This window comes from Actinomyces gerencseriae DSM 6844 (assembly GCF_000429265.1).
Classification (GTDB): domain Bacteria; phylum Actinomycetota; class Actinomycetes; order Actinomycetales; family Actinomycetaceae; genus Actinomyces; species Actinomyces gerencseriae.
In genome coordinates, this window is record NZ_AUBN01000021.1 from 1 (window position 1) to 18,798 (window position 18,798).

16 protein-coding genes and 1 rRNA gene are annotated in these 18,798 nt (G+C 70.5%); all 17 read right to left on the reverse strand.

All coding sequences use genetic code 11. The features are described from left to right. A 16S ribosomal RNA gene (locus G448_RS0109190) occupies positions 1-208 on the reverse strand; the annotation flags it as partial. Between the two features lie 417 nt (positions 209-625). Beyond that, complete coding sequence (tyrS, locus tag G448_RS0109195) at positions 626-1,894, reverse strand: tyrosine--tRNA ligase (RefSeq protein ID WP_026407733.1); 1,269 nt, start codon at positions 1,892-1,894, stop codon at positions 626-628. Between the two features lie 207 nt (positions 1,895-2,101). Continuing rightward, on the reverse strand, positions 2,102-2,500 hold the full coding sequence (locus G448_RS0109200; protein WP_026407734.1) for a type II toxin-antitoxin system VapC family toxin: 399 nt from the start codon (positions 2,498-2,500) through the stop codon (positions 2,102-2,104). Then, entirely contained in the window at positions 2,497-2,751 is a 255-nt protein-coding gene (locus tag G448_RS16015) for a type II toxin-antitoxin system Phd/YefM family antitoxin (protein ID WP_034494946.1), read from the reverse strand. The genes G448_RS0109200 and G448_RS16015 overlap by 4 nt, the downstream gene beginning before the upstream one ends. Positions 2,752-2,858: 107 nt before the next feature. Then, positions 2,859-3,488 (reverse strand): class I SAM-dependent methyltransferase, encoded by a 630-nt coding sequence (locus G448_RS0109210; RefSeq protein WP_034494947.1) that lies wholly within the window; start codon positions 3,486-3,488, stop codon positions 2,859-2,861. Continuing rightward, the gene (locus G448_RS0109215) at positions 3,478-4,149 is read right to left on the reverse strand and encodes a DNA-3-methyladenine glycosylase (RefSeq protein WP_026407736.1); all 672 of its coding nucleotides are present in this window, start codon (positions 4,147-4,149) and stop codon (positions 3,478-3,480) included. The genes G448_RS0109210 and G448_RS0109215 overlap by 11 nt, the downstream gene beginning before the upstream one ends. Before the next feature lie 2 nt (positions 4,150-4,151). Next, positions 4,152-5,660: an argininosuccinate lyase gene (gene argH, locus G448_RS0109220; protein ID WP_026407737.1), complete on the reverse strand. Its 1,509-nt coding sequence runs from the start codon at positions 5,658-5,660 to the stop codon at positions 4,152-4,154. 144 nt (positions 5,661-5,804) lie between these two features. Next, entirely contained in the window at positions 5,805-7,154 is a 1,350-nt protein-coding gene (locus G448_RS0109225) for an O-antigen ligase family protein (RefSeq protein WP_026407738.1), read from the reverse strand. Positions 7,155-7,517: 363 nt separating this feature from the next. Beyond that, positions 7,518-8,741, reverse strand: a complete 1,224-nt coding sequence (locus tag G448_RS0109230) for an argininosuccinate synthase (RefSeq protein WP_026407739.1) — start codon at positions 8,739-8,741, stop codon at positions 7,518-7,520. A 155-nt stretch (positions 8,742-8,896) separates the two neighbouring features. Continuing rightward, the gene (locus G448_RS16020; protein ID WP_051268864.1) at positions 8,897-9,520 is read right to left on the reverse strand and encodes an arginine repressor; all 624 of its coding nucleotides are present in this window, start codon (positions 9,518-9,520) and stop codon (positions 8,897-8,899) included. Next, entirely contained in the window at positions 9,517-10,782 is a 1,266-nt protein-coding gene (locus G448_RS0109240; RefSeq protein WP_026407740.1) for an acetylornithine transaminase, read from the reverse strand. Before G448_RS0109240 ends, G448_RS16020 begins: the two co-directional genes overlap by 4 nt. Beyond that, a complete protein-coding gene (gene argB / locus G448_RS0109245; protein ID WP_034494948.1) occupies positions 10,779-11,744 on the reverse strand; it encodes an acetylglutamate kinase in 966 nt (321 codons plus the stop codon). The genes G448_RS0109240 and argB overlap by 4 nt, the downstream gene beginning before the upstream one ends. After that, a complete protein-coding gene (gene argJ, locus G448_RS0109250) occupies positions 11,741-12,937 on the reverse strand; it encodes a bifunctional glutamate N-acetyltransferase/amino-acid acetyltransferase ArgJ (RefSeq protein ID WP_026407742.1) in 1,197 nt (398 codons plus the stop codon). The genes argB and argJ overlap by 4 nt, the downstream gene beginning before the upstream one ends. After that, a complete protein-coding gene (gene argC, locus G448_RS0109255; protein ID WP_026407743.1) occupies positions 12,934-14,046 on the reverse strand; it encodes an N-acetyl-gamma-glutamyl-phosphate reductase in 1,113 nt (370 codons plus the stop codon). Before argC ends, argJ begins: the two co-directional genes overlap by 4 nt. A gap of 176 nt (positions 14,047-14,222) precedes the next feature. Continuing rightward, a complete protein-coding gene (locus G448_RS0109260) occupies positions 14,223-14,717 on the reverse strand; it encodes a flavodoxin domain-containing protein (protein ID WP_026407744.1) in 495 nt (164 codons plus the stop codon). A 117-nt stretch (positions 14,718-14,834) separates the two neighbouring features. Further along, positions 14,835-17,486 (reverse strand): phenylalanine--tRNA ligase subunit beta, encoded by a 2,652-nt coding sequence (gene pheT, locus G448_RS0109265; protein ID WP_026407745.1) that lies wholly within the window; start codon positions 17,484-17,486, stop codon positions 14,835-14,837. A 1-nt stretch (position 17,487) separates the two neighbouring features. Beyond that, positions 17,488-18,573, reverse strand: coding sequence for a phenylalanine--tRNA ligase subunit alpha (gene pheS, locus G448_RS0109270; protein WP_026407746.1), 1,086 nt, complete (start codon positions 18,571-18,573; stop codon positions 17,488-17,490). Positions 18,574-18,798 lie beyond the last annotated feature (225 nt).

Sequence of the window (18,798 nt, forward strand, 5' to 3'; positions counted from 1 at the left end):
CGACAGACCCAGAAACATCCCGTATTAGCCACCCTTTCAAGCGGTTATCCAGAAGTGAAGGGCAGGTTACTCACGTGTTACTCACCCGTTCGCCACTAACCCCCAGAACCCCAACCAAAAAAGCCAGAACCCCAGAAGCCCGTTCGACTTGCATGTGTTAAGCACGCCGCCAGCGTTCGTCCTGAGCCAGGATCAAACTCTCCAAAACAAACCAAAAACAAACAAAACAAACCACAAACACAAAAAACAAGACACACTATCGAGATCTCAAACAACACACCCACCGGAGATCCATCATGCTCCACCACTCGCGACGGAACCGCTTCTCCCCGGAAGCACCCGATGAACCTTAGCGATCCGTCCCCCTCAGGTCAAACCCGGGACTCGTGATCCCGATCTCACCCTCGACGGCCTTCTCAAACTCATCAGTTCCCGCACGGCTCACGGCATCACCGCTCCGCCCGGGCCGCAGAGAAGATTACGGAGCGCCCCTCCGACGGTCAAGCCGAACAATGGTGGCGCCGCCCACAGCCCTCGCCGCGCCCGAGACTGTCGGCGCTCCCGTGCCCGCGGACCCCGGAATGCGATTGCGTCCATGGCGTCCACAGGACGACGGCGGTCCTCGTCAGCTCCGGCTCTGCCGCGCCACCGCGAGGTTGCGACGCCCCTTGCGCACGAGAACCACTCCCCCGGCGAGCAGCTGCTCCGCCGTCACGGGCGCGTCCTCGTCGATGATCTTAACGTTATTGAGATAGGCGCCCCCACCCGCCACCGTCTTGCGGGCGGCGCTGCGCCCCTTCTCCAACCCTGTGGACACGAGCAGATCCACGATGGTCGATTCGCCCACCACGAGCTCCCCCGCCGGCAGGTCGGCGGTCGCCGCGGTCACAGTCGCCTCGTCGAGCCCCGAGAGGCGCCCCCGTCCCCACAGCGCCTCCGTCGCGGCCTGAGCGTCACGGACGGCATCGACCCCGTGAACCCAGGCGGTCACCTCACGCGCAAGAGTCCTCTGCGCCTCGCGCGCCTTCGGATTCTCGGCCGTGGCCGCTTCGAGGCGCTCGATCTCCGCACGATCCAGGAAGGTGAAGACCCTCAGGAAGCGCGCGACGTCAGCATCGTCCACCTGCAGCCAGAACTGGTAGAAGGCGTACGGCGACAGCAGCTCGGGGCTGAGCCAGATGGCCCCGCCCTCGGTCTTGCCGAACTTGGTGCCGTCGGCCTTGGTGATGAGCGGATTGGTCATCACGTGCACCGTCTCGCCCTCGACTTTGCGGATGAGATCCATGCCCCCCACGAGGTTCCCCCACTGGTCGTTGCCGCCGACCTCGAGCGTGCAGCCGTAGCGGCGGTAGAGCTCGAGGTAGTCGTTGGCCTGGAGGATCTGGTAGCTGAACTCGGTGAAGGAGATTCCCTCCTCGCTGGCGAGTCGCCGGGCCACGATGTCCTTGGCGAGCATCGTGCCCATGCGGAAGTGCTTGCCGATATCGCGCAGGAGGTCGATGGCGCTCAACCCTCCGGTCCAGTCGAGGTTGTTGACGATGCGCGCCGGGTTATCGCCCTCGAAGTCGAGAAGATGCTCCAACTGCGACGTGAGTCGCGTCGCCCAGTTTGCGACGACCTCCCTGGTATTGAGAGCGCGCTCGCCCTTGGTCCGCGGGTCGCCTATGAGTCCGGTGGCGCCCCCGATCAGAGCGAGAGGATGGTGGCCCGCCATCTGAAGGTGCCGCATCACCTTGACGGCGACCAGGTGGCCGTGATGCAGACTCGGTGCGGTCGGATCGAAACCGCAGTAGAAGGTGAGCCCGCCATCGGCCAGCGCCGCGCGCAACGCGTCGATGTCGGTGTGCTGGGCGATGAGGCCCCGCCACTGCAGCTCCTCCAGGATGTCGGTCACGGTCCTGTTGCCTTCCATGGGTCGGGCCCAGTGCCTCCCGCTGAGCTCGGGGCCGGGCGTGCCGCTCCGGCGCGGTTAGTGTGCCACGTCCGGTCGCACGACTCCGCCCGTGTCCGGGGCGCCGGAGCGGGCGGGGAGCCGGTCGCCCGCCCACCGCGACCGCCTGGCCGCCCGCAGGGCACCGGGGCGGACGGAACCGGAAGCCGTTCAGGAGCTCGGCACCCCGGGCGAGATCACCGGCAGGCCGACGGCGGCGGCGGCCCGCCCCATGCGCTCGTCGTAGGTGACGATCGCCGTCGCGCCGCAGCGCAAGGCCGCGCACACGTGCAGCGCGTCCAGGGACCGCGGGTCCGGTCCGCCGATGAGTCCGGCCTCGCCGTAGAGGGAGGGCGGCATGTCGTAGATCGTCAGGGTCGCGAGGAACGCACTGACCGCCTCCTGCGTGAGCGGCTCGTGGCGGTGGACCGCCCGACGCAGTTCGGTCTCGAGCAGCAGCGCGCTGATGAGGTCCGGCCGATCGGCTCGCAGACGCTCGGCAAGCGCCGTGGACTCGAACTCCCGCTTGATGAGCTTCATCGCGGCCGAGGTGTCGAGGTACCACCTCATCGATCGTCCCGGATTGCGGCCATGGTGACCTCAGTGGGTTCACCGGACGTGATCCACGGAAGGTCCAGTTCCCAGATCGACCTGGTGGCGGGCCTGACGCACCTCAGGTCCGACTCATCCGACAGGGGCACCAGACGCGCCACGGGAACCCCCCGACGGGTCACCTCGAGCACCTCGCCCGCCTCGACACGGCGCAGCACGGCCCCGCTGTCGTTCCTCATCTCCCGCTGACTGATCTGCGCAACAGCCATGCACCAGATGTAGCACGACGTAGCATCAATAATCGAGGGCGATGGTCGGGAACACTTTCGGACCCCGATATCCCCCGCCGCTCCCGGCGCGATCCCGCTCGTGCTCGTCAAGCCGTCCCGGGCCGGTCCCAGGTCAGGCGGTAGCGCCAGTACATGCGCCGTCGCAGACGGCAGCCGGGCAGGACGCGCGCCGCGACAGCGCGGATCTCGCGCAGCGACTCGCGCGCCGGAGCCGTGAGCACCCCGATGTCGCGCGTCTCGTGATGCCATCGGCCCGCCGCTCGGGCCGGGATCAGGGTGAGACCGGACAGCAGCCAGTCCCAGGCGCTCTCATTGGCCGCCAGGCCGACGATGATCAGCCGTCCTCCCGGCGCGACGAGCTCGCTCAGTCGCATGAGCCCCGCCTCCAGCGGCAGGTGGTGCAGCACCGCCACGCAGGTCACGGTCTCGAAGCGGCCCAGAAGCTCGGCGGTGGCGCCACTCATGATGTCGGCGTCGAGCACGTGCGCCGAGGGGGTTCCCGCCAGCCGACGGCGGGCGCGCAGCAGAGCCGCGGACTCGTTGTCGACCCCCGCGACCTCACGGCACGCTCCCGCCAGCCTCTGCACGAGCAGCCCGTCGCCGCAGCCGACGTCGAGCGCCCGCCCGCCGCGTGCGGCCGCGTCGCGCACCAGCTCACGATGGAAGGCGGCGTTGTGGTTCCAGTAGTCGTGCCGCTCGCGCTTCTCAGGGATCATGCCGCCTCCTGCGGGGGCGAGCGGCCCTGTAGGGGGAGACGGTCGGCTCGCCGTCGATCCAGAACCGCCACGGGTAGGCCTCGCCGTCGCCGCCGGTCCCCGCGACACCGGTACGGGGACCCGAGCGCGTGACCGCGGTGCCCGGTCCCGACTCGAGCGCGGGCAGCGTCAGGGAGACCCGATCGTCGGGACCGCCCAGGCGAGCGCCGTCGTCCGCCCGGCCCAGGCCCAGGGCCCGGCACAGGCGAGCCGGGCCCCGGGCCAGGTCGCGATCGGTCTTCGCGGCGGGCCGACGCCGTCGGGCGAGATCCGCTCCCCGGATCACCTCGCCCGCTCGCAGGAGGACGGCCCGCGACAGGCCCTGCGGCCCGCACACGATGTTGACGCAATGGTGCATGCCGTAGGTGAAGTAGACGTAGATCGCTCCTGCGGCCCCGAACATCGCTGAGTTCCGCGGCGTCCTGCCCCTGAAGGCGTGCGAGCCGGGATCGGTCTCCCCCCGGTAGGCCTCGACCTCCGTCAGGCGGACCGCCACGGCGCCGTCGTCGTCCCTCGCGGCCACGACCGCCCCGAGCAGGTGCGGTGCGACATCGACCGGATCGCCCTCAAGAAGGTCGAGGACGTCCGACGGCGTGACGACTCGAGCCGGCTGCGCGGTCATCCTCAGGCCGCCTCGCCCTCATCGGGATCGGGGCCCGACGGATCGCCCGGGTCGTCCAGCAGCGAGCCCTCCCGGCTGAAGGCCCGCAGCTCGGAGGCGTGCTCGATCGCCCGGGCGAGCTGCTCGACGACGCGCACGGGGGCCGTGCCGCCGTGCCCGGCCCGGGCGGCCACGGAGCCGGAGACCGAGAGGACATCGCGCACGCCGGGCGTCAGGCGGGGGTCGATGCGGGCGAAGTCGTCATCGTTGAGGTCCCACAGCTCGATGCCACGGCTCTCGCACTCGCGCACGCAGGCCCCGGAGATCTCATGCGCCTCGCGGAACGGAACGCCGGACCTCACCAGCCACTCGGCGACGTCGGTCGCCAGGGAGAAGCCCCGGGGCGCCAGCTCGGCCATCCGATCCACGTGCAGGGTCATGGTCCCGACCATTCCGGCGACCGCCGGGAGCAGGACGGTCAGGGCGTCCACCGCGTCGAAGACGGGCTCCTTGTCCTCCTGAAGGTCGCGGTCGTAGGCCAGCGGCAGGCCCTTGAGGCTCGCCAGGAGCCCGGTGAGGTCGCCGATGAGGCGACCGGCCCTGCCGCGAGCGAGCTCGGCGACGTCGGGGTTCTTCTTCTGCGGCATGATCGACGAGCCGGTGGAGTAGGCGTCGTCCAGGGTGATGAAGCCGAACTCCCTGGTGCTCCAGATGATGATCTCCTCGCTCAGGCGGGACAGGTCGACAGCGGCCATGGCCAGGATGAAGGAGAACTCAGCCACCGCGTCACGGGCCGAGGTGGCGTCGATGGAGTTCTCCGCGCCCGCGCGGAAGCCGAGGTCGGCGGCGACGGCATCGGGATCGAGTCCCAGGGTGTTTCCCGCCAAAGCCCCGGATCCGTATGGGGAGACGGCAGCACGGGCGTCCCAGTCCTCCAGGCGCTCGACGTCGCGCATGAGCGGCCAGGCGTGCGCGAGCAGGTGGTGCGCGACCAGGACGGGTTGAGCATGCTGCAGATGAGTGCGCCCCGGCATGATCGCCTCACCGGCACGAGCGGCCTGGCTCATCAGGGCCTCGACGACGTCGAGCACGAGCCCCGCGATACGGCGGGCCTGATCGCGCAGATACATGCGGATGAGGGTGGCGATCTGGTCGTTGCGGCTGCGGCCGGCGCGCAGGCGTCCGCCGAGATGGGTCCCCGCGCGCTCCATGAGCCCGCGCTCCAGGGCGGTGTGGACGTCCTCGTCCGACGGAACGGGGGTGAAGACGCCGGCGACGACGTCGTCCTCAAGGCGGTCCAGAGCGCCGATCATGCCGTCCAGCTGGACCTCGTCGAGCAGGCCCGCGGCGCGCAGGGCCCGGGCGTGGGCGCGCGAACCGGCGATGTCGTAACGGGCCAGGCGCCAGTCGAAGTGGGTGGAGACGGACAGGGCGGCCAGCGCGTCGGCCGGCCCGCCGGTGAAGCGGCCGCCCCACAGGCTGATCCCGGTTCCGGCGTCGACGGACTCGTGCTGGTTCTGCTCGCTGGTCATGAGTCCATCATGACGCATCGCGGCACGAGCCGGAGCAATCGATGCGGCGACACTCGGATCCCCGATAACCCGCACCGCGGCCCGTCCGCCGCTGCGGGGCATCGCCTCCCGGTGGAGGACGCGGCGGACGCATCAGCCCCCGAATCAGCGCGTCCGCGAGATGCTCTTCTCGAGAGCCCACGGATCGTTGCGCTCGCGCTCGATGATCTCGTGCAGTCCGAGCCAGGTGCCCAGGGCGCACACCGTCACCCAGTTGCCCTCCGAGAGCAGTCGCGACTCCGTCATGGACTGCACGACCATGGCGGTCATGAGCAGGGCGGGCAGGAGCACCGAGGCGTCGGAATCCAGGTAGCGCACGGCCAGCCTGAAGGAGCGGAAGGTGAGTGTCAGCACGAGGACGGCGATCAGCGAGGCGCCCACGACGCCGGTCTGGAGAAGGGCCTCGATGTAGGCGTTGTGAGCGCTGAGCGTCGGCGTGCCGTCAGGACGGATCACGAGCGTGCCGAACATGGGCAGCCACGGCACCCAGTACATGATCCATCCCCAGCCCAGAAAGGTGTGCTGCTCCCACAGGTCGAGCACCTTCAGCCAGATCTCCCATCGCCCGGTCATGTCCGAGCTGCGACCGAGCAGGGCGGTCACCTGCGAGTGCCAGCCGATCGCGATGGCGACCAGCGCCACTCCCAGCGCCGAGGCCGTCACGATGACGGTGGGCCTCATGACGATGGGGACATGACGCAGCAGCCACAGGAACATCATGACGACACCGCACACGACGGCCGCGACGATCACGGTGGCCGAACCGGTCAGGACGAGCGTCAGGACGGACAGGGCCGACCACGCCACGAAGTTCGGCAGTCGCAGCCGGTAGTCCCTCCAGCGCACGGCCACGCAGATCAAGGTGAGCAGAGCGATGAAGGCCAGCGGATTCCGATTACCGACAACGCCCTGGATCGGTCCGCCCTGGAGGATATTGCCCTCGACCCAGATGTAGGAGGGGGGGACCTCGCTCCAGTCCTTCATGTAGATGGGGATCAGCGGATGGCGCAGGACGAGTGCCACGTAGAGCTCGAGCAGGAGGCTGAGCACAAGGGTCGTCTCGAGGGCCCGGCTGAGGGCATCGGTGAATTGGCGCAGGGACAGTCCGCAGGCCAGAAGCACGCCCGTGGCCGTGGTGGCCAGCATGAGAAGACCGGCCAGAACGGTTTCGCGCGGATAATGGGACCATATGACGCTCGCCATGCACAGGACCGTGTATGCGCTGGCGATCGGGGGCAGCGCCCTCCACGGGACGCGGTGTCCCTCGCGCACGAAGACGACGAAGAGCATGACGCCGCTGATCGCGGCGATGACGCCGAATGCCCACCAGCCAACGACATTGCGCAACCCCTGACCCGAGAACGTGACGATGAAGCCCCATGTGCCCAGGGCGGGCATGAGACTGCGACGTGCGCCGACGACGGCGGCTCCGGAATGAGCCTCGGCTGCTGGCACGTGGAAGTCCTCTCGTGTTATCGAATCGCCTGCGCCGCGGGGCGGTGGCCGAGCCCGAGACTCGGCGGCGATCCATATTGCTGCCCGCATCGTAAGCAGATCTCAGGAGTATCGCCGACCAGCACCGTCCCGCGGCGTGGCTCGGGCACGGGACCGCCTCCCGGTTCCGGGACGAGCGGCACGAGAGCATATGCCGCTCGCGGTAACCGCATCACGCCGGGGATTCATGACCTCTGGAGCATTGTCGTATTCGCGATGAGCGCACTCTTATCCCCGCCGATTCCGAGGCGCCCCCGTCAAGCGGACCGGGGTGCCCGGGCAGAATCCGGACTAGCCGGCCCCGCCCGAGCGCCCCGGTCGCGATCAGAACCCGACGCCCTCGCCCATGCGCATATCGCGGGCCGCGGCGAGCTTGGAGTGCATGCCGTAGATCTCGATGAAACCGCGGGAGGAGGACTGGTCGAACGTGTCACCGGTCTCATAGGTCGCCAGGTTGAAGTCGTACAGGCCCGAGTCGGTGCGCCTGCCGTTGACCGTGGCGCGTCCGCCGTGCAGCACCATGCGGATATCGCCCGAGACGTACGTCTGAGTGTCCTCGATGAACGCGTCCATGGAGCGCTTGAGCGGGGAGTACCACTGAGCCTCGTAGACCAGATCGCTCCAGGTCTGCTCCATCTGCCGCTTGTAGCGATGCTGAAGGCGCTCCAGGGTCACCGCCTCCAGCGCCTGGTGAGCCTCGATCAGAGCGACGGCCCCGGGGGCCTCGTAGATCTCCCGGGACTTGATGCCGACCAGCCGGTCCTCGACCAGGTCGATGCGCCCCACGCCCTGTGCGCCCGCTCGGCGGTTCATCTCCTGGATGGCCTCCAGCGGGGTGACCTTCTTCCCGTCGATGGCCACTGGAATACCGCGCTCGAACGTGATGACGACTTCATCGGGCAGTGGCGGGTAGGTGGGGTCATCGGTGTAGACGTAGACGTCCTTGGTGGGGGCGTTCCACAAGTCCTCCAGGAACCCCGTCTCAATGGCGCGGCCCCACACGTTCTGGTCGATGGAGAAGGGGTTGTGCTTGGTGGTCTCGATGGGCAGCTCGTGCCGTTCGGCGTACTCGATGGCGACGTCGCGAGTCAGGGCCAGGTCGCGCACGGGGGAGATGCAATCCATGTCCGGGGCCATGGAGGTGATGGCCACCTCGAAGCGGACCTGATCATTGCCCTTGCCGGTGCAGCCGTGGGCGACGGTCGTGGCCCCGAACTCTCGGGCAGCCTTGACCAGGTGCTTGGCGATGACGGGACGGGACAGGGCCGAGACCAGCGGATACGCGCCCCCGTACAGACCATTGGCCTTGAGCGCGGGCATGCAGTACTCCTCGGCGAACTCCTCGCGCGCGTCCGCCACGTAGGCCTCGACGGCGCCGCAGTCCAGCGCTCGTCGGCGGATGACGTCGAGATCCTCTCCACCCTGACCGACATCGACGGCGACCGTGACAACCTCTCGGCCCGTCTGCTCGCCGATCCAGCCGATGGCCACGGAGGTGTCGAGACCCCCGGAGTAGGCGAGGACAACGCAGTCCTTGTGAACACTCATGTGTCTTCTCTTTTCTGAGTGGTGCTGCCGAAGCAGCGTTCGGGATCAGGAAATGAAAAGCGGTCTCGGGAGGGGCTTGCGCAGTGCCGTCGGTATCCGTCCGGCACCGCTCAGTGCCCGTGTCGGTGTCTGCTCCATGTCCGCTGAATGCCCGCTCAGGGTCTGTCCAGCGCCTGGTCGGTGCCCGTTCCACGTCGGGCGCCGGGCTCCGCCAGGGACAGCAGATGGGCCGCCAGGCCACTGGCGACGCGCTCGGAACGGGTGACGACCAGAACGGTGTCATCGCCCGCGATGCAGCCCAGGACGCCGGGAAGCATGGCGTCATCGACGGCGCCCGCCAGCAGCTGCGCGGCGCCCGCGGGCGTGCGCATGACCACCTGGTTCCCGGCGCACTCGGCGGTCACCAGCAGGTCGGCGCACCAGCGCGTCAGGCGCGAGGTCGTGTACTCGGCCATGGAGCCGCCCCCCGAGGTCGGCGCACCGGGCGCGTCGGGGCGGATCTGGCCGGGAGCGCCCGCCTCGGGAACCGCGTAGAGCTGGACGCCACCGGGTCCGCGCACCTTGGTGGCGCGCAGCTCGACGAGATCGCGTGAGAGCGTGGCCTGGGTGGTGGTCACCCCCCGCTCGGCCAGGGCGCGTCGCAGCTCGGCCTGCGACCGGATGCGCTCCCTGCCCAGGATCTGCACGATGAGACCGTGGCGTGCCGTCTTGGTGGCGGGTGACGACATGCCGATGGCCTCGATCTCATCGCCCGCGGAGCAGGTCCGGGGCCGACTCATCGCGCTCCCTCGGGGAGCCGTTCCGTCAGGACCTCGTCCAGTGCCGCGGTGAAGGCGTCGGCATCGACGTCCGACAGGATGAGCGGAGGAGCCAGGCGCAGGGTGTCCGGGCGGGGGGCGTTGACGATGAAGCCCCGTCGGGCGAGGCCCTCGACCACCTGGGCGGCGGGTCCGACGGCGTCGATCAGGCCGAGGCCCCGCAGAAGGCCGCGCCCGCGGACCTCGACCACGGCATCCAGCGCCCCCAGGGAGGCGGCCCAGCGGTCGCCGAGCGCGCCCACCCGCTCGAGCAGGCCCTGTTCGCGAATGGTGCGGATGACGGCCAGTGCAGCGGCCGCGGCGACGGGGTTGCCGCCGAAGGTGGTGCCGTGCTGCCCCGGCCCGAGGAGCTCGGCGGCCCGGCCGGTGGCGACCGCCGCACCGATGGGCACGCCCCCGCCGAGCCCCTTGGCCAGCGTCACCACATCCGGCATCACGCCGGGGGCGAGCAGATGGTGGGCCATCCAGGCGCCGGTGCGTCCCATGCCGGTCTGGACCTCGTCGATGATGAGCAGGGCGCCGGCCGCCTCCGTGAGCTCACGGGCCGCCTCGAGGTAGCCGGCGGGCAACTCGCGCACGCCCGCCTCGCCCTGGATCGGCTCGACGATGAGCGCCGCGACGTCGGGTCCCAGGGCCGCCCCCAGCGCCTCGACGTCCCCCGCGGGAACGAACTCCACGCCCCCCGGCAGCGGCTCGAAGGGCTCGCGGTAGACGGCCTTGTGCGTCAACGCCAGGGCGCCCATGGTGCGACCGTGGAAGGCGCCCTCCAGGGCCAGGACGCGCGGCCTGGCCGGGCCCCCGTGGCGACGGGCGATCTTGAAGGCGGCCTCGTTGGCCTCGGTGCCGGAGTTGGCGAGGAAGGCCTTGGAGTCGCCGGGACCGGCGGAGGGGAACACGATCCCGCCGAGCTCCTCCGCCAGGCTCACCTGGGCCGGCGAGGTGAAGAAGTTCGAGATGTGACCCAGCGTCGACATCTGGTCCGTCACGGCCTCCACGATCGCGGGGTGGGCGTGCCCCAGGCAGTTCACGGCGATGCCGGCGAGCAGATCGACGTACTCGGCGCCATCGGCGTCCCACACGTGGGCTCCCCTCCCGCGCACGAGAACTCGCGCCGGAGTGCCGAAGGTGTTCATGACGGTGCCCGCGTAGCGCCGCAACCACCCCTCGTTGCCGTCCGCCCGCGAACCGGGCCGTCCGGCGCCTCCAGCTGTTGATGCGGTCATAGCCTCCTGCCTCCGTTCAGTGGTGGGATCGGTGCGGTTCCGGGGTGGATGACGGTGCCGACGCCCTCATCGGTCACGATCTCCAGGAGCATGCTGTGGGCCTGGCGGCCATCGACGACGTGGGCCTGCCCCACTCCCCCATGCACCGCTCTCAGGCAGGCCTCCATCTTGGGGATCATCCCGGACTCCAATGACGGCAGGAGCTCCTCCAGCGCATCGGCACTGATGAAGGGGATCAGGGAGTCGCGATCGGGCCAGGAGGAGTAGAGCCCCTCGACATCGGTGAGCATGAGCAGGGTGCGCGCCCCGAGGGCGACGGCGATGGCCGCGGCGGCCGTGTCGGCGTTGATGTTGAGGACGGTGACCGAGTCGGTCACCAGAGGCGCCACCGAGGAGATGACGGGGATGCGCCCCTGGTCGAGCAGGTCGATGATGGGCTGGGGCTGCACGTCGACGACATCGCCCACCAGGCCCACGTCCACGCTCTGGCCATCGACCGTGGCCAGGCGCTGACGGGCGCGCAGCAGCCCCCCGTCCTCCCCGCTGATGCCCACCGCCGCGGTGCCGTCGATGTTGAGCAGGGAGACCAGCTCGCGCTGCACGGAGCCGGTGAGGACCATGCGGACGACGTCCATCACCTCGGGGGTGGTCACCCGCAGGCCGCCGCGGAACTCCGAGCCGATGCCCAGCCGCTCGAGCATCGTGTTGATCTGCGGGCCGCCCCCGTGGACGACGACGGGTCTGACGCCGACCTGGTGCAGGAAGAGGATGTCCTGGGCGAAGGCCCGTTTGAGGTCCTCGTCCACCATGGCGTTGCCACCGTACTTGATGACCATGGTGGCGCCCTTGTAGGAGCGCAGCCAGGGCACGGCCTCCAGGAGGACGGAGGCCTTGACCTCGGGCGGCAGAGCGGGACTCGCGTCCGAGCCCGTCGAGTCCACTGAGTCCGTTGAGTCCGTCATGTCGTGTAATCCCCATTGATGGTGACGTATCCGTGAGTCAGGTCGTTGGTCCACACGGTGGCCCGGGCATCGCCTGCGGACAGGTCGATGTCGATGCGGATCTCGCGGGGACTCATGTCCACGAGGTCCGGGTCATCCCCCGGGCCCCCGTGACGGAAGATCGTCGTACCGTTGATGGCGACATCGACCGCATCGGGGTCGAAGGGGCATACGTCCTCGGGAACGGTGCCGAGCTGCGACAGCACGCGCCCCCAGTTGGGGTCCGCCCCGGCCACGGCGCACTTGAGGAGGTTCGAGGCCGATACCGTGCGGGCGGCGGCCTCGGCGGCGGCCTCGGTCGTCGCACCGCTCACCGTGATGGCGATGTCATGGGTGGCGCCCTCCGCGTCGGCCACCAGGCGCCGACCGAGCCGGGCGAGGACCTCGGCGACGGCGGCGTCGAAGGCCTCGGGGGACGGAGTGGTGCCGGAGGCCCCCGAGGCCAGGAGCAGAACGGTGTCATTGGTCGACATGCAGCCGTCGGAGTTGATGCGGTTGACCGTGCGGGCCGCGGCCGCCGACAGGGCGCGCTCGGCGGCACTCGCATCCACGACGGCGTCGGTGGTGATGACGCACAGCATGGTGGCCATGCCGGGGGCGAGCATCCCGACGCCCTTGATCATCCCGCCAATCCTCCAGGTCCCGTCGGCGGCGTCCAGTGCGACCTCATCCTCCTTGGAGACCGTGTCGGTGGTCAGGATCGCGGCAGCGGCGTCGTGCCCCGCCTGCTCCGAGGCGGCCAGGGAGCGCGCGGCCGCCTCGGCTCCCTCCAGAAGGGACGCCATGTCGATCAGGACGCCGATCACGCCCGTGGAGCAGACCAGAACATCCCCGGCGCTCGCACCGGACAGCAGGCCGGCGACGTGCTCGGCGGCATCGGCGGCATCGGCGGCTCCCCCGGGCCCGGTGCAGGCATTGGCCGAGCCGGCGTTGAGGATGACGGCGCGCGCGGCACCGGGCCGCCCGCGCTCGCCGGTGATGACGCCGCGCGACCAGACGACGGGCGCAGCGGCGAACCGGTTGGTGGTGAACACCCCTGCGGCCACGTCCAGCGGGCCGTCGTTGACGACCAGGGCCAGGTCCGGGCTGCCGGAGGGTTTGAGACCGGCTCGCACGCCGGCGGCGCGGAAGCCCCGGGCCGCGGTGACGCTCATGGGGCGACCCCCTCCGTCATGAGGCCCGTGGTCTCGGGCAGCCCCAGAGCGAGGTTGAGGGACTGCACGGCGGCGCCGGCCGTGCCCTTGCCGAGGTTGTCGATGGCGCACATCATCGTGGCCGTGCCCGCAGCACGGTCGTAGGCGACCTGCACGGCGGCCGAGCCGGAGCCGACGACGGCACCGGTGGTCGGCCAGCTCCCCTTCTCGAGGAGGCGGACGGCCCGCTCCCCCTCGCCGAGGGGGCCGTACCCGACCTGCCAGGCGCTGCGGAGGACCTCGTCGGGATGCTCGCAGTCCAGGACGATATCGGTCACCGGAGCGGTGACGGTGGCCAGGATGCCGCGGCTCATGGGCACCAGCACCGGGGTGAAGGACAGTCGGACGCCATCGGCCCCCGCGAGGCGCAGGTTCTGGATGATCTCGGGAATATGACGGTGGGTGCCCCCCACCGCATAGGGCTGAGCGCAGCCGAGCGCCTCGGCCGCGCTCAGGTGCGGCTTGAGGGACTTGCCCGCGCCGGAGTAGCCGACGGCGAGGACCGCCGTGACCTGGGAGGTCTCGACCAGGCCGGCGGCCACGCCCGGCTGTGCGGCGAGGGTGACGGCCGTGACGTTGCAGCCCGGCACGGCGATGCGATGAGTGGAGGCCAGCTCGCGGCGCTGTGCGACGGCGACGGTCTCATCGGCGTGGAGGAGCTCGGGCATCCCGTAGGTCCACGCCCCGGCGTACGGCGCGCCGTAGAACCGTGCCCAGGCGTCGGCGTCGGTCAGGCGATGATCGGCTCCGCAGTCCACCAGAACGGGCGGCGGACCGCCCCAGGCGTCCGCGGCCACGGCCTCCTCGATGGCCGAGGCGATAGCGCCCGAGGCCCCATGGGGCAGGGCGAGAACGACGACGTCGTGCCCGGCGAGGCGGCCGACGTCCGTGGGCTCCACGAGCCTGTCGGCCAACGCCGGAAGATGGGGATGGTGCTGACCGAGGCGATCCCCCGCGGAGGAGTTCGCCGTGACGGCGCCGATCTCAATGTCCGGGTGGGCCGCGAGAAGGCGGAGGACCTCACCGCCGGCGTACCCGGTCGCACCGGCGACTGCTGCTGTCCACGTCATGCGAGAACGATACGACTCGATGCATAGAAATACGATCCTTGTTGGCGTCGCCGAACCGTATCCTTGCTCACATGCCGTTGAGCGCGACCGAGCGCGCCCCGGCGTCCGGCACAGCCCCTATTCGCGCCCGACTCACGGGCGTCATCACGGGAGCGGCCGGCTCGCCAGCCGTCGCCTCACAGGCCGTTGCACAGGGTCGCCGCGATGGAGGCGCCCCACGCCCGTACGGCCTCGAGGTCCAGGAAGTCCCCCTCGGTGGCGCCGCCCATGCGGGCGATAGTGCGCTCGCGCACGTTCAGCGCGCCGGGATCGAAGCGACCGGGGAAGGTGATGTGGTCCTCCGGCTCGATGGACAGCAGAACCGGGCCTATGCGGTTGGGATCGGCGATCCTGCCCTTGGGCAGGCCGGACAGCCCCACCGAGAACGCCCACACGTGGTGGTCGCGCAGGGCGCGGCGGAAACGGCGGGTGAAGTCCACGGCCTCATCGGTCCATCGCGTCATGTACACGGCGCTGCCCAGGACGAAGGCGTCGTAGCCCTGGACGTCGACGACGTCCTCCGGACGAGCCTGATCCACCTCGAGCCCGGCGGCGCGCAGTTGCTCGGCGATGACGGCGGCGACCTCATCGGTCGCACCGTGACGGGAAGAAGAAGTGAGAAGGATCTTCATGGTGATCAGTATTGCGGCTTATGCCGCGCACCGTGCGGAAGTCACGACACCATCGCTAAAGATGACGACCGTCACAAGCGGTCTCTCCTCCTCGTCGTCGCGGCCGATGCCCGCGGCTCAGGCGCGCAGCTCGGCGCCGAGACGCCTGGCCGCGCGCTTGACGATGCGTTTGCGCACGCCCGCCAGCTCCTCGGACGTCAGGGTGCGGTCGGCGGCGCGCAAGCGCAGGGAGAAGGCGAGCGACTTCCGGTCCTCGCCCAGCTGAGGCCCGCGGAAGACGTCGAACAGGCGCACCTCCTCGGCGAGCTCGCCCGCAGCCTCGCGAATGACCGCCTCGACAGACGCGGCCGTCACCGACTCGTCCACGACGAGCGCAATATCCTCCTTGCCCGCGGGGAAGGTCGAGACCGCCCGCACATGGAGCGCCCCGGCGGCCCCGGCGGCCTCCAGCAGAGGCTCCAGGTCGATCTCGAGGGCGCAGGCGCGCTCCGGCAGCCCGAGGCCGCGGGCGACGCGCGGATGGAGCTCGCCCGCGTAGGCGACGACCGTCCCCGGCAGGACGGTCCGGCCCTTGCGCGTGCTCGGCAGGCGCACCTCGGCGATGCGCCCGGGGTGCCAGGGAGCGCGGGGCTTCTCGGGGGCGGCCGCCTCGACGGCCACGCCCAGGGTGCGGGCCACGATCCGCACGAGCTCGATGGCATCGGCCCAGTCCCATGCGCGCCGCTCGCCGAGCACACCCGGGCGGACGCGATCGCCGACCAGCACGGCGGCCGCGTGAACCGGCTGAGCCGGGATACCCGCCTCGAGCGCCGAGATCTCCTCCTCCGTGGGACGGCGATCGACGCCCGGGATCGCGGCGGGAACGGTGCCGGCAGGACGGGTGACGGCGCCGATCTCGTAGACGGCGACGTCGTGCAGGCCGCGGGAGACATTGCGGCGGGCGACCTCCACCAGCGAGTCGAGCACGCTGGTGCGCAGGTACGGCGCGTCCTCGGCCAGGGGGTTGGCCAGGCGCACCGCGTCCCGGCGCGGGTCGTCGTCGGGAAGCTCGAGCGCATCGTGCACGTCGCCGATGAAGGGGTAGGACAGCACCTGGGTGAGGCCGGCGTCGGCCAGGGCCCGCACCACGTCGCGGCGGGCGCGCTGGCGCGGCGTCAGCCCCGTTCCGGGCGGCGCCGCGGGCACGACGACGGGAATGCTGTCGTAGCCGTCGAGGCGGGCGATCTCCTCGGCGACGTGGGCGGCGCCGACCAGGTCGGGTCGCCAGGTGGGCGGGGTGACGGCGAGCAGATCGTGCCCCGCGGACTCCACGGTGCAGCCGATGGCCTCCAGCAGCTCGCGCACTCGCCGTTCGCCGTAGGCGACGCCGGTGAGGCGCTCGGCGTCGTCCGCGCGGATGACCAGGGCGGACGGCGCGGTGGTCCTGTCGACATCGGTGGCGACCGGGTCGGCCGTACCGCCGCCGTACTCCACCAGCAGGTCGACGGCCCGCTGCGCGGCGACGGGGGCGAGCTCGGTGTCCACACCGCGCTCGTTGCGCTTGGACGACTCGGTGGGCAGCTTGTGCCGACGGGCCGAGCGGGCGATGGACACGGGATCGAAGTGGGCGGCCTCGATGAGGACGTCGGTGGTGCGCTCATGGACCTCGGTGTCGGCACCGCCGAAGACGCCGGCCAGCACCAGGGCGCGCGACCCCTCCCCGGCCGGCGAGTCGGAGATCACGAGGTCCTCCGGGTCCAGGGCGCGCGTGACATCGTCGAGGAAGGTGAGGGTCTCCCCCGCCTCGGCGCGACGCACGACGATCGGGGCGCGCAGCTCGGCCAGATCGAAGGCGTGCAGCGGCTGCCCCAGATCGAGCATGACGTAGTTGGTCACGTCCACGGCGAGGCTGATCGGCCGCATGCCCGCGGCCGTCAGCCGGTCGCGCATCCATCGCGGACTCGGCGCCGTCGGATCGACGCCCCGCACGACGCGGGCGACGTAGCGATCGCACCCGGGGCGCCCGTGGATCGGAGAGGGGTCGTCCGGGATGCGGATCTCGAAGCCGCCGTCGCCGGCCGGGGCCACGCCATGGGGGTACAGGGCCGGATCTGCGCCGTCGGCGGGGTCCGTGAAACGGGCTCCGGTGGCGTGCGAGTACTCGCGGGCGATCCCGCGCATGGAGAAGCAGTAGCCCCGGTCAGGGGTCACGTTGATCTCCAGGACCTCCTCGCCCAGGCCCAGGAGGGGGATCGCATCGGTCCCGGGGTCGGGCAAATCCTCGTCATCACGATCATCACGGCCATGGACGACGAGCCACTGGTCGAGCACGATGATGCCGTCGTGGTCGGCGCCGAGGCCGAGCTCGCGCTCGGAGCAGATCATGCCGTCCGAGATGTGCCCGTAGGTCTTGCGCGCGGAGATGGCGAAATCGCCCGGCAGCACGGCTCCCGGCAGGCAGACGACGACCGAGTCGCCGACGTCGAAGTTGTGGGCGCCGCACACGATGCCGCGGCTGGGCAGCTCGGAGGGCTCCTTGCCGGTGCCGGGCGGGTCGTTGTGAGCGGGGCCGACGTCGACGCGGCAGTAGTTGATCACCTTGCCGTTGGTCTGCCTCCTGGCCTCGCGCGTGAGCACCTTGCCGACGACGAGAGGACCGGTGACGGGCGGGGGGACGATCCGCTCCTCCTCCAGGCCCACCTTGACCAGGTCCGCGGCCAGTCGGGCGGCCGTGGTGCCGGAGGGGACATCGACGTGCTCGCGAAGCCACTCGATGGGAACGTAGGGCATGTCAGATTCCCCTTCCGGTGGTGCCGAACTGCTGGGAGAAGCGGATGTCGCCCTCGACGATGTCGTACATGTCGGCGATGCCGTGGCGCAGCATGAGGGTGCGCTCCAGGCCCATGCCGAAGGCGAAGCCGGTGTGGACCTCCGGGTCGATGCCGCAGGCGATGAGCACGTTGGGGTTGACCATGCCGCAACCGCACCACTCGATCCAGCCGGGCCCGCCCTTCTTGAAGGGGAACCACAGGTCCATCTCGGCACTCGGCTCGGTGAAGGGGAAGAAGGAGGGCCGCAGGCGGGTGCACGCCCCGGGGCCGAACATCGCCTTGGCGACGTGGTCCAGAGTGCCCTTGAGGTGGGCCATGGTCAGGCCCTTGTCGACCGCCAGGCCCTCCACCTGGTGGAAGACCGGGGTGTGGGTCTGGTCGAGCTCGTCGGACCGGAACACCTTGCCGGGGCAGGCGACGTAGAGCGGCGGCTCGGCGGCGAGCATGGCGCGGGCCTGCACCGGGGAGGTGTGGGTGCGCAGCACGAGGTTGGCCGTCGCGCCCGGCTCACCGCCCACCGATGCGCCATCGACGTAGAAGGTGTCCTGCATCTGCCGCGCCGGATGATCGGCGTCGAAGTTGAGGGCGTCGAAGTCGAACCACTCGTGCTCGAGCTCGGGGCCCTCGGCGATGGACCAGCCCATGGCGACGAAGAGATCGGCGACCTCATCGACCAGGACGTCGAGAGGATGCCGCGCGCCGGCGGCCAGGCGCGCCGTGGGGATGGTGACATCGACGGCCTCGGTGGCCAGCATGCGGGCCTCGGCCTCGGCCTCGAGGACGCTCCGGCGCTCCGCCAGGGCCTTGTTCAAGCGGGCGCGGGCCGCGCCGAGGAGCTTGCCCGCGGCGGGCCTGTCGGCCTTGTCGAGCGCCCCGATATCGCGTCCGGCGCGGGCCAGGGCGGAGGCGTCACCGGTGAGGGCCAGGCGCACCTCCTTGAGGGAGGGCGGGTCGCCGGCGGCGGCGATGGCCGCCAGCCCCTCATCGACGAGGGCGCTGATGCCCGCTTCGTCCAACGGCGACAACGCGTCGGCAGTGTCAGTCATCCGGGAGCCTTCCGGTGATCGGGGCGGTGGTCGGTATCCGCGCCCAGGGTAGTCCGCGCCCGGCCGACGCTCGAAATCGCGGGGCCCCGTGCGGGTGGGTCCGGTTCCGGGGCAGGCCTCGTGGTCCCCATGAGCGGCCGCGGGGCCCGTGCGGATGGGCCCGGTGCACCGCTCGCGGGGCGTCGTCCTCGGTCGGCTCCGGATCGGGTTTGACGGTGACGTTGC

Bases quoted from the DNA above. Each gene is read 5' to 3' on its own strand.
- G448_RS0109200 (WP_026407734.1), bottom strand. From the start codon at position 2,500: ATGAGGTGGTACCTCGACACCTCGGCCGCGATGAAGCTCATCAAGCGG.
- G448_RS16015 (WP_034494946.1), bottom strand. From the start codon at position 2,751: ATGGCTGTTGCGCAGATCAGTCAGCGGGAGATGAGGAACGACAGCGGG.
- G448_RS0109210 (WP_034494947.1), bottom strand. From the start codon at position 3,488: ATGATCCCTGAGAAGCGCGAGCGGCACGACTACTGGAACCACAACGCC.
- G448_RS0109215 (WP_026407736.1), bottom strand. From the start codon at position 4,149: ATGACCGCGCAGCCGGCTCGAGTCGTCACGCCGTCGGACGTCCTCGAC.
- argH (WP_026407737.1), bottom strand. From the start codon at position 5,660: ATGACCAGCGAGCAGAACCAGCACGAGTCCGTCGACGCCGGAACCGGG.
- G448_RS0109230 (WP_026407739.1), bottom strand. From the start codon at position 8,741: ATGAGTGTTCACAAGGACTGCGTTGTCCTCGCCTACTCCGGGGGTCTC.
- G448_RS16020 (WP_051268864.1), bottom strand. From the start codon at position 9,520: ATGAGTCGGCCCCGGACCTGCTCCGCGGGCGATGAGATCGAGGCCATC.
- G448_RS0109240 (WP_026407740.1), bottom strand. From the start codon at position 10,782: ATGACCGCATCAACAGCTGGAGGCGCCGGACGGCCCGGTTCGCGGGCG.
- argB (WP_034494948.1), bottom strand. From the start codon at position 11,744: ATGACGGACTCAACGGACTCAGTGGACTCGACGGGCTCGGACGCGAGT.
- argJ (WP_026407742.1), bottom strand. From the start codon at position 12,937: ATGAGCGTCACCGCGGCCCGGGGCTTCCGCGCCGCCGGCGTGCGAGCC.
- argC (WP_026407743.1), bottom strand. From the start codon at position 14,046: ATGACGTGGACAGCAGCAGTCGCCGGTGCGACCGGGTACGCCGGCGGT.
- G448_RS0109260 (WP_026407744.1), bottom strand. From the start codon at position 14,717: ATGAAGATCCTTCTCACTTCTTCTTCCCGTCACGGTGCGACCGATGAG.
- pheT (WP_026407745.1), bottom strand. From the start codon at position 17,486: ATGCCCTACGTTCCCATCGAGTGGCTTCGCGAGCACGTCGATGTCCCC.
- pheS (WP_026407746.1), bottom strand. From the start codon at position 18,573: ATGACTGACACTGCCGACGCGTTGTCGCCGTTGGACGAAGCGGGCATC.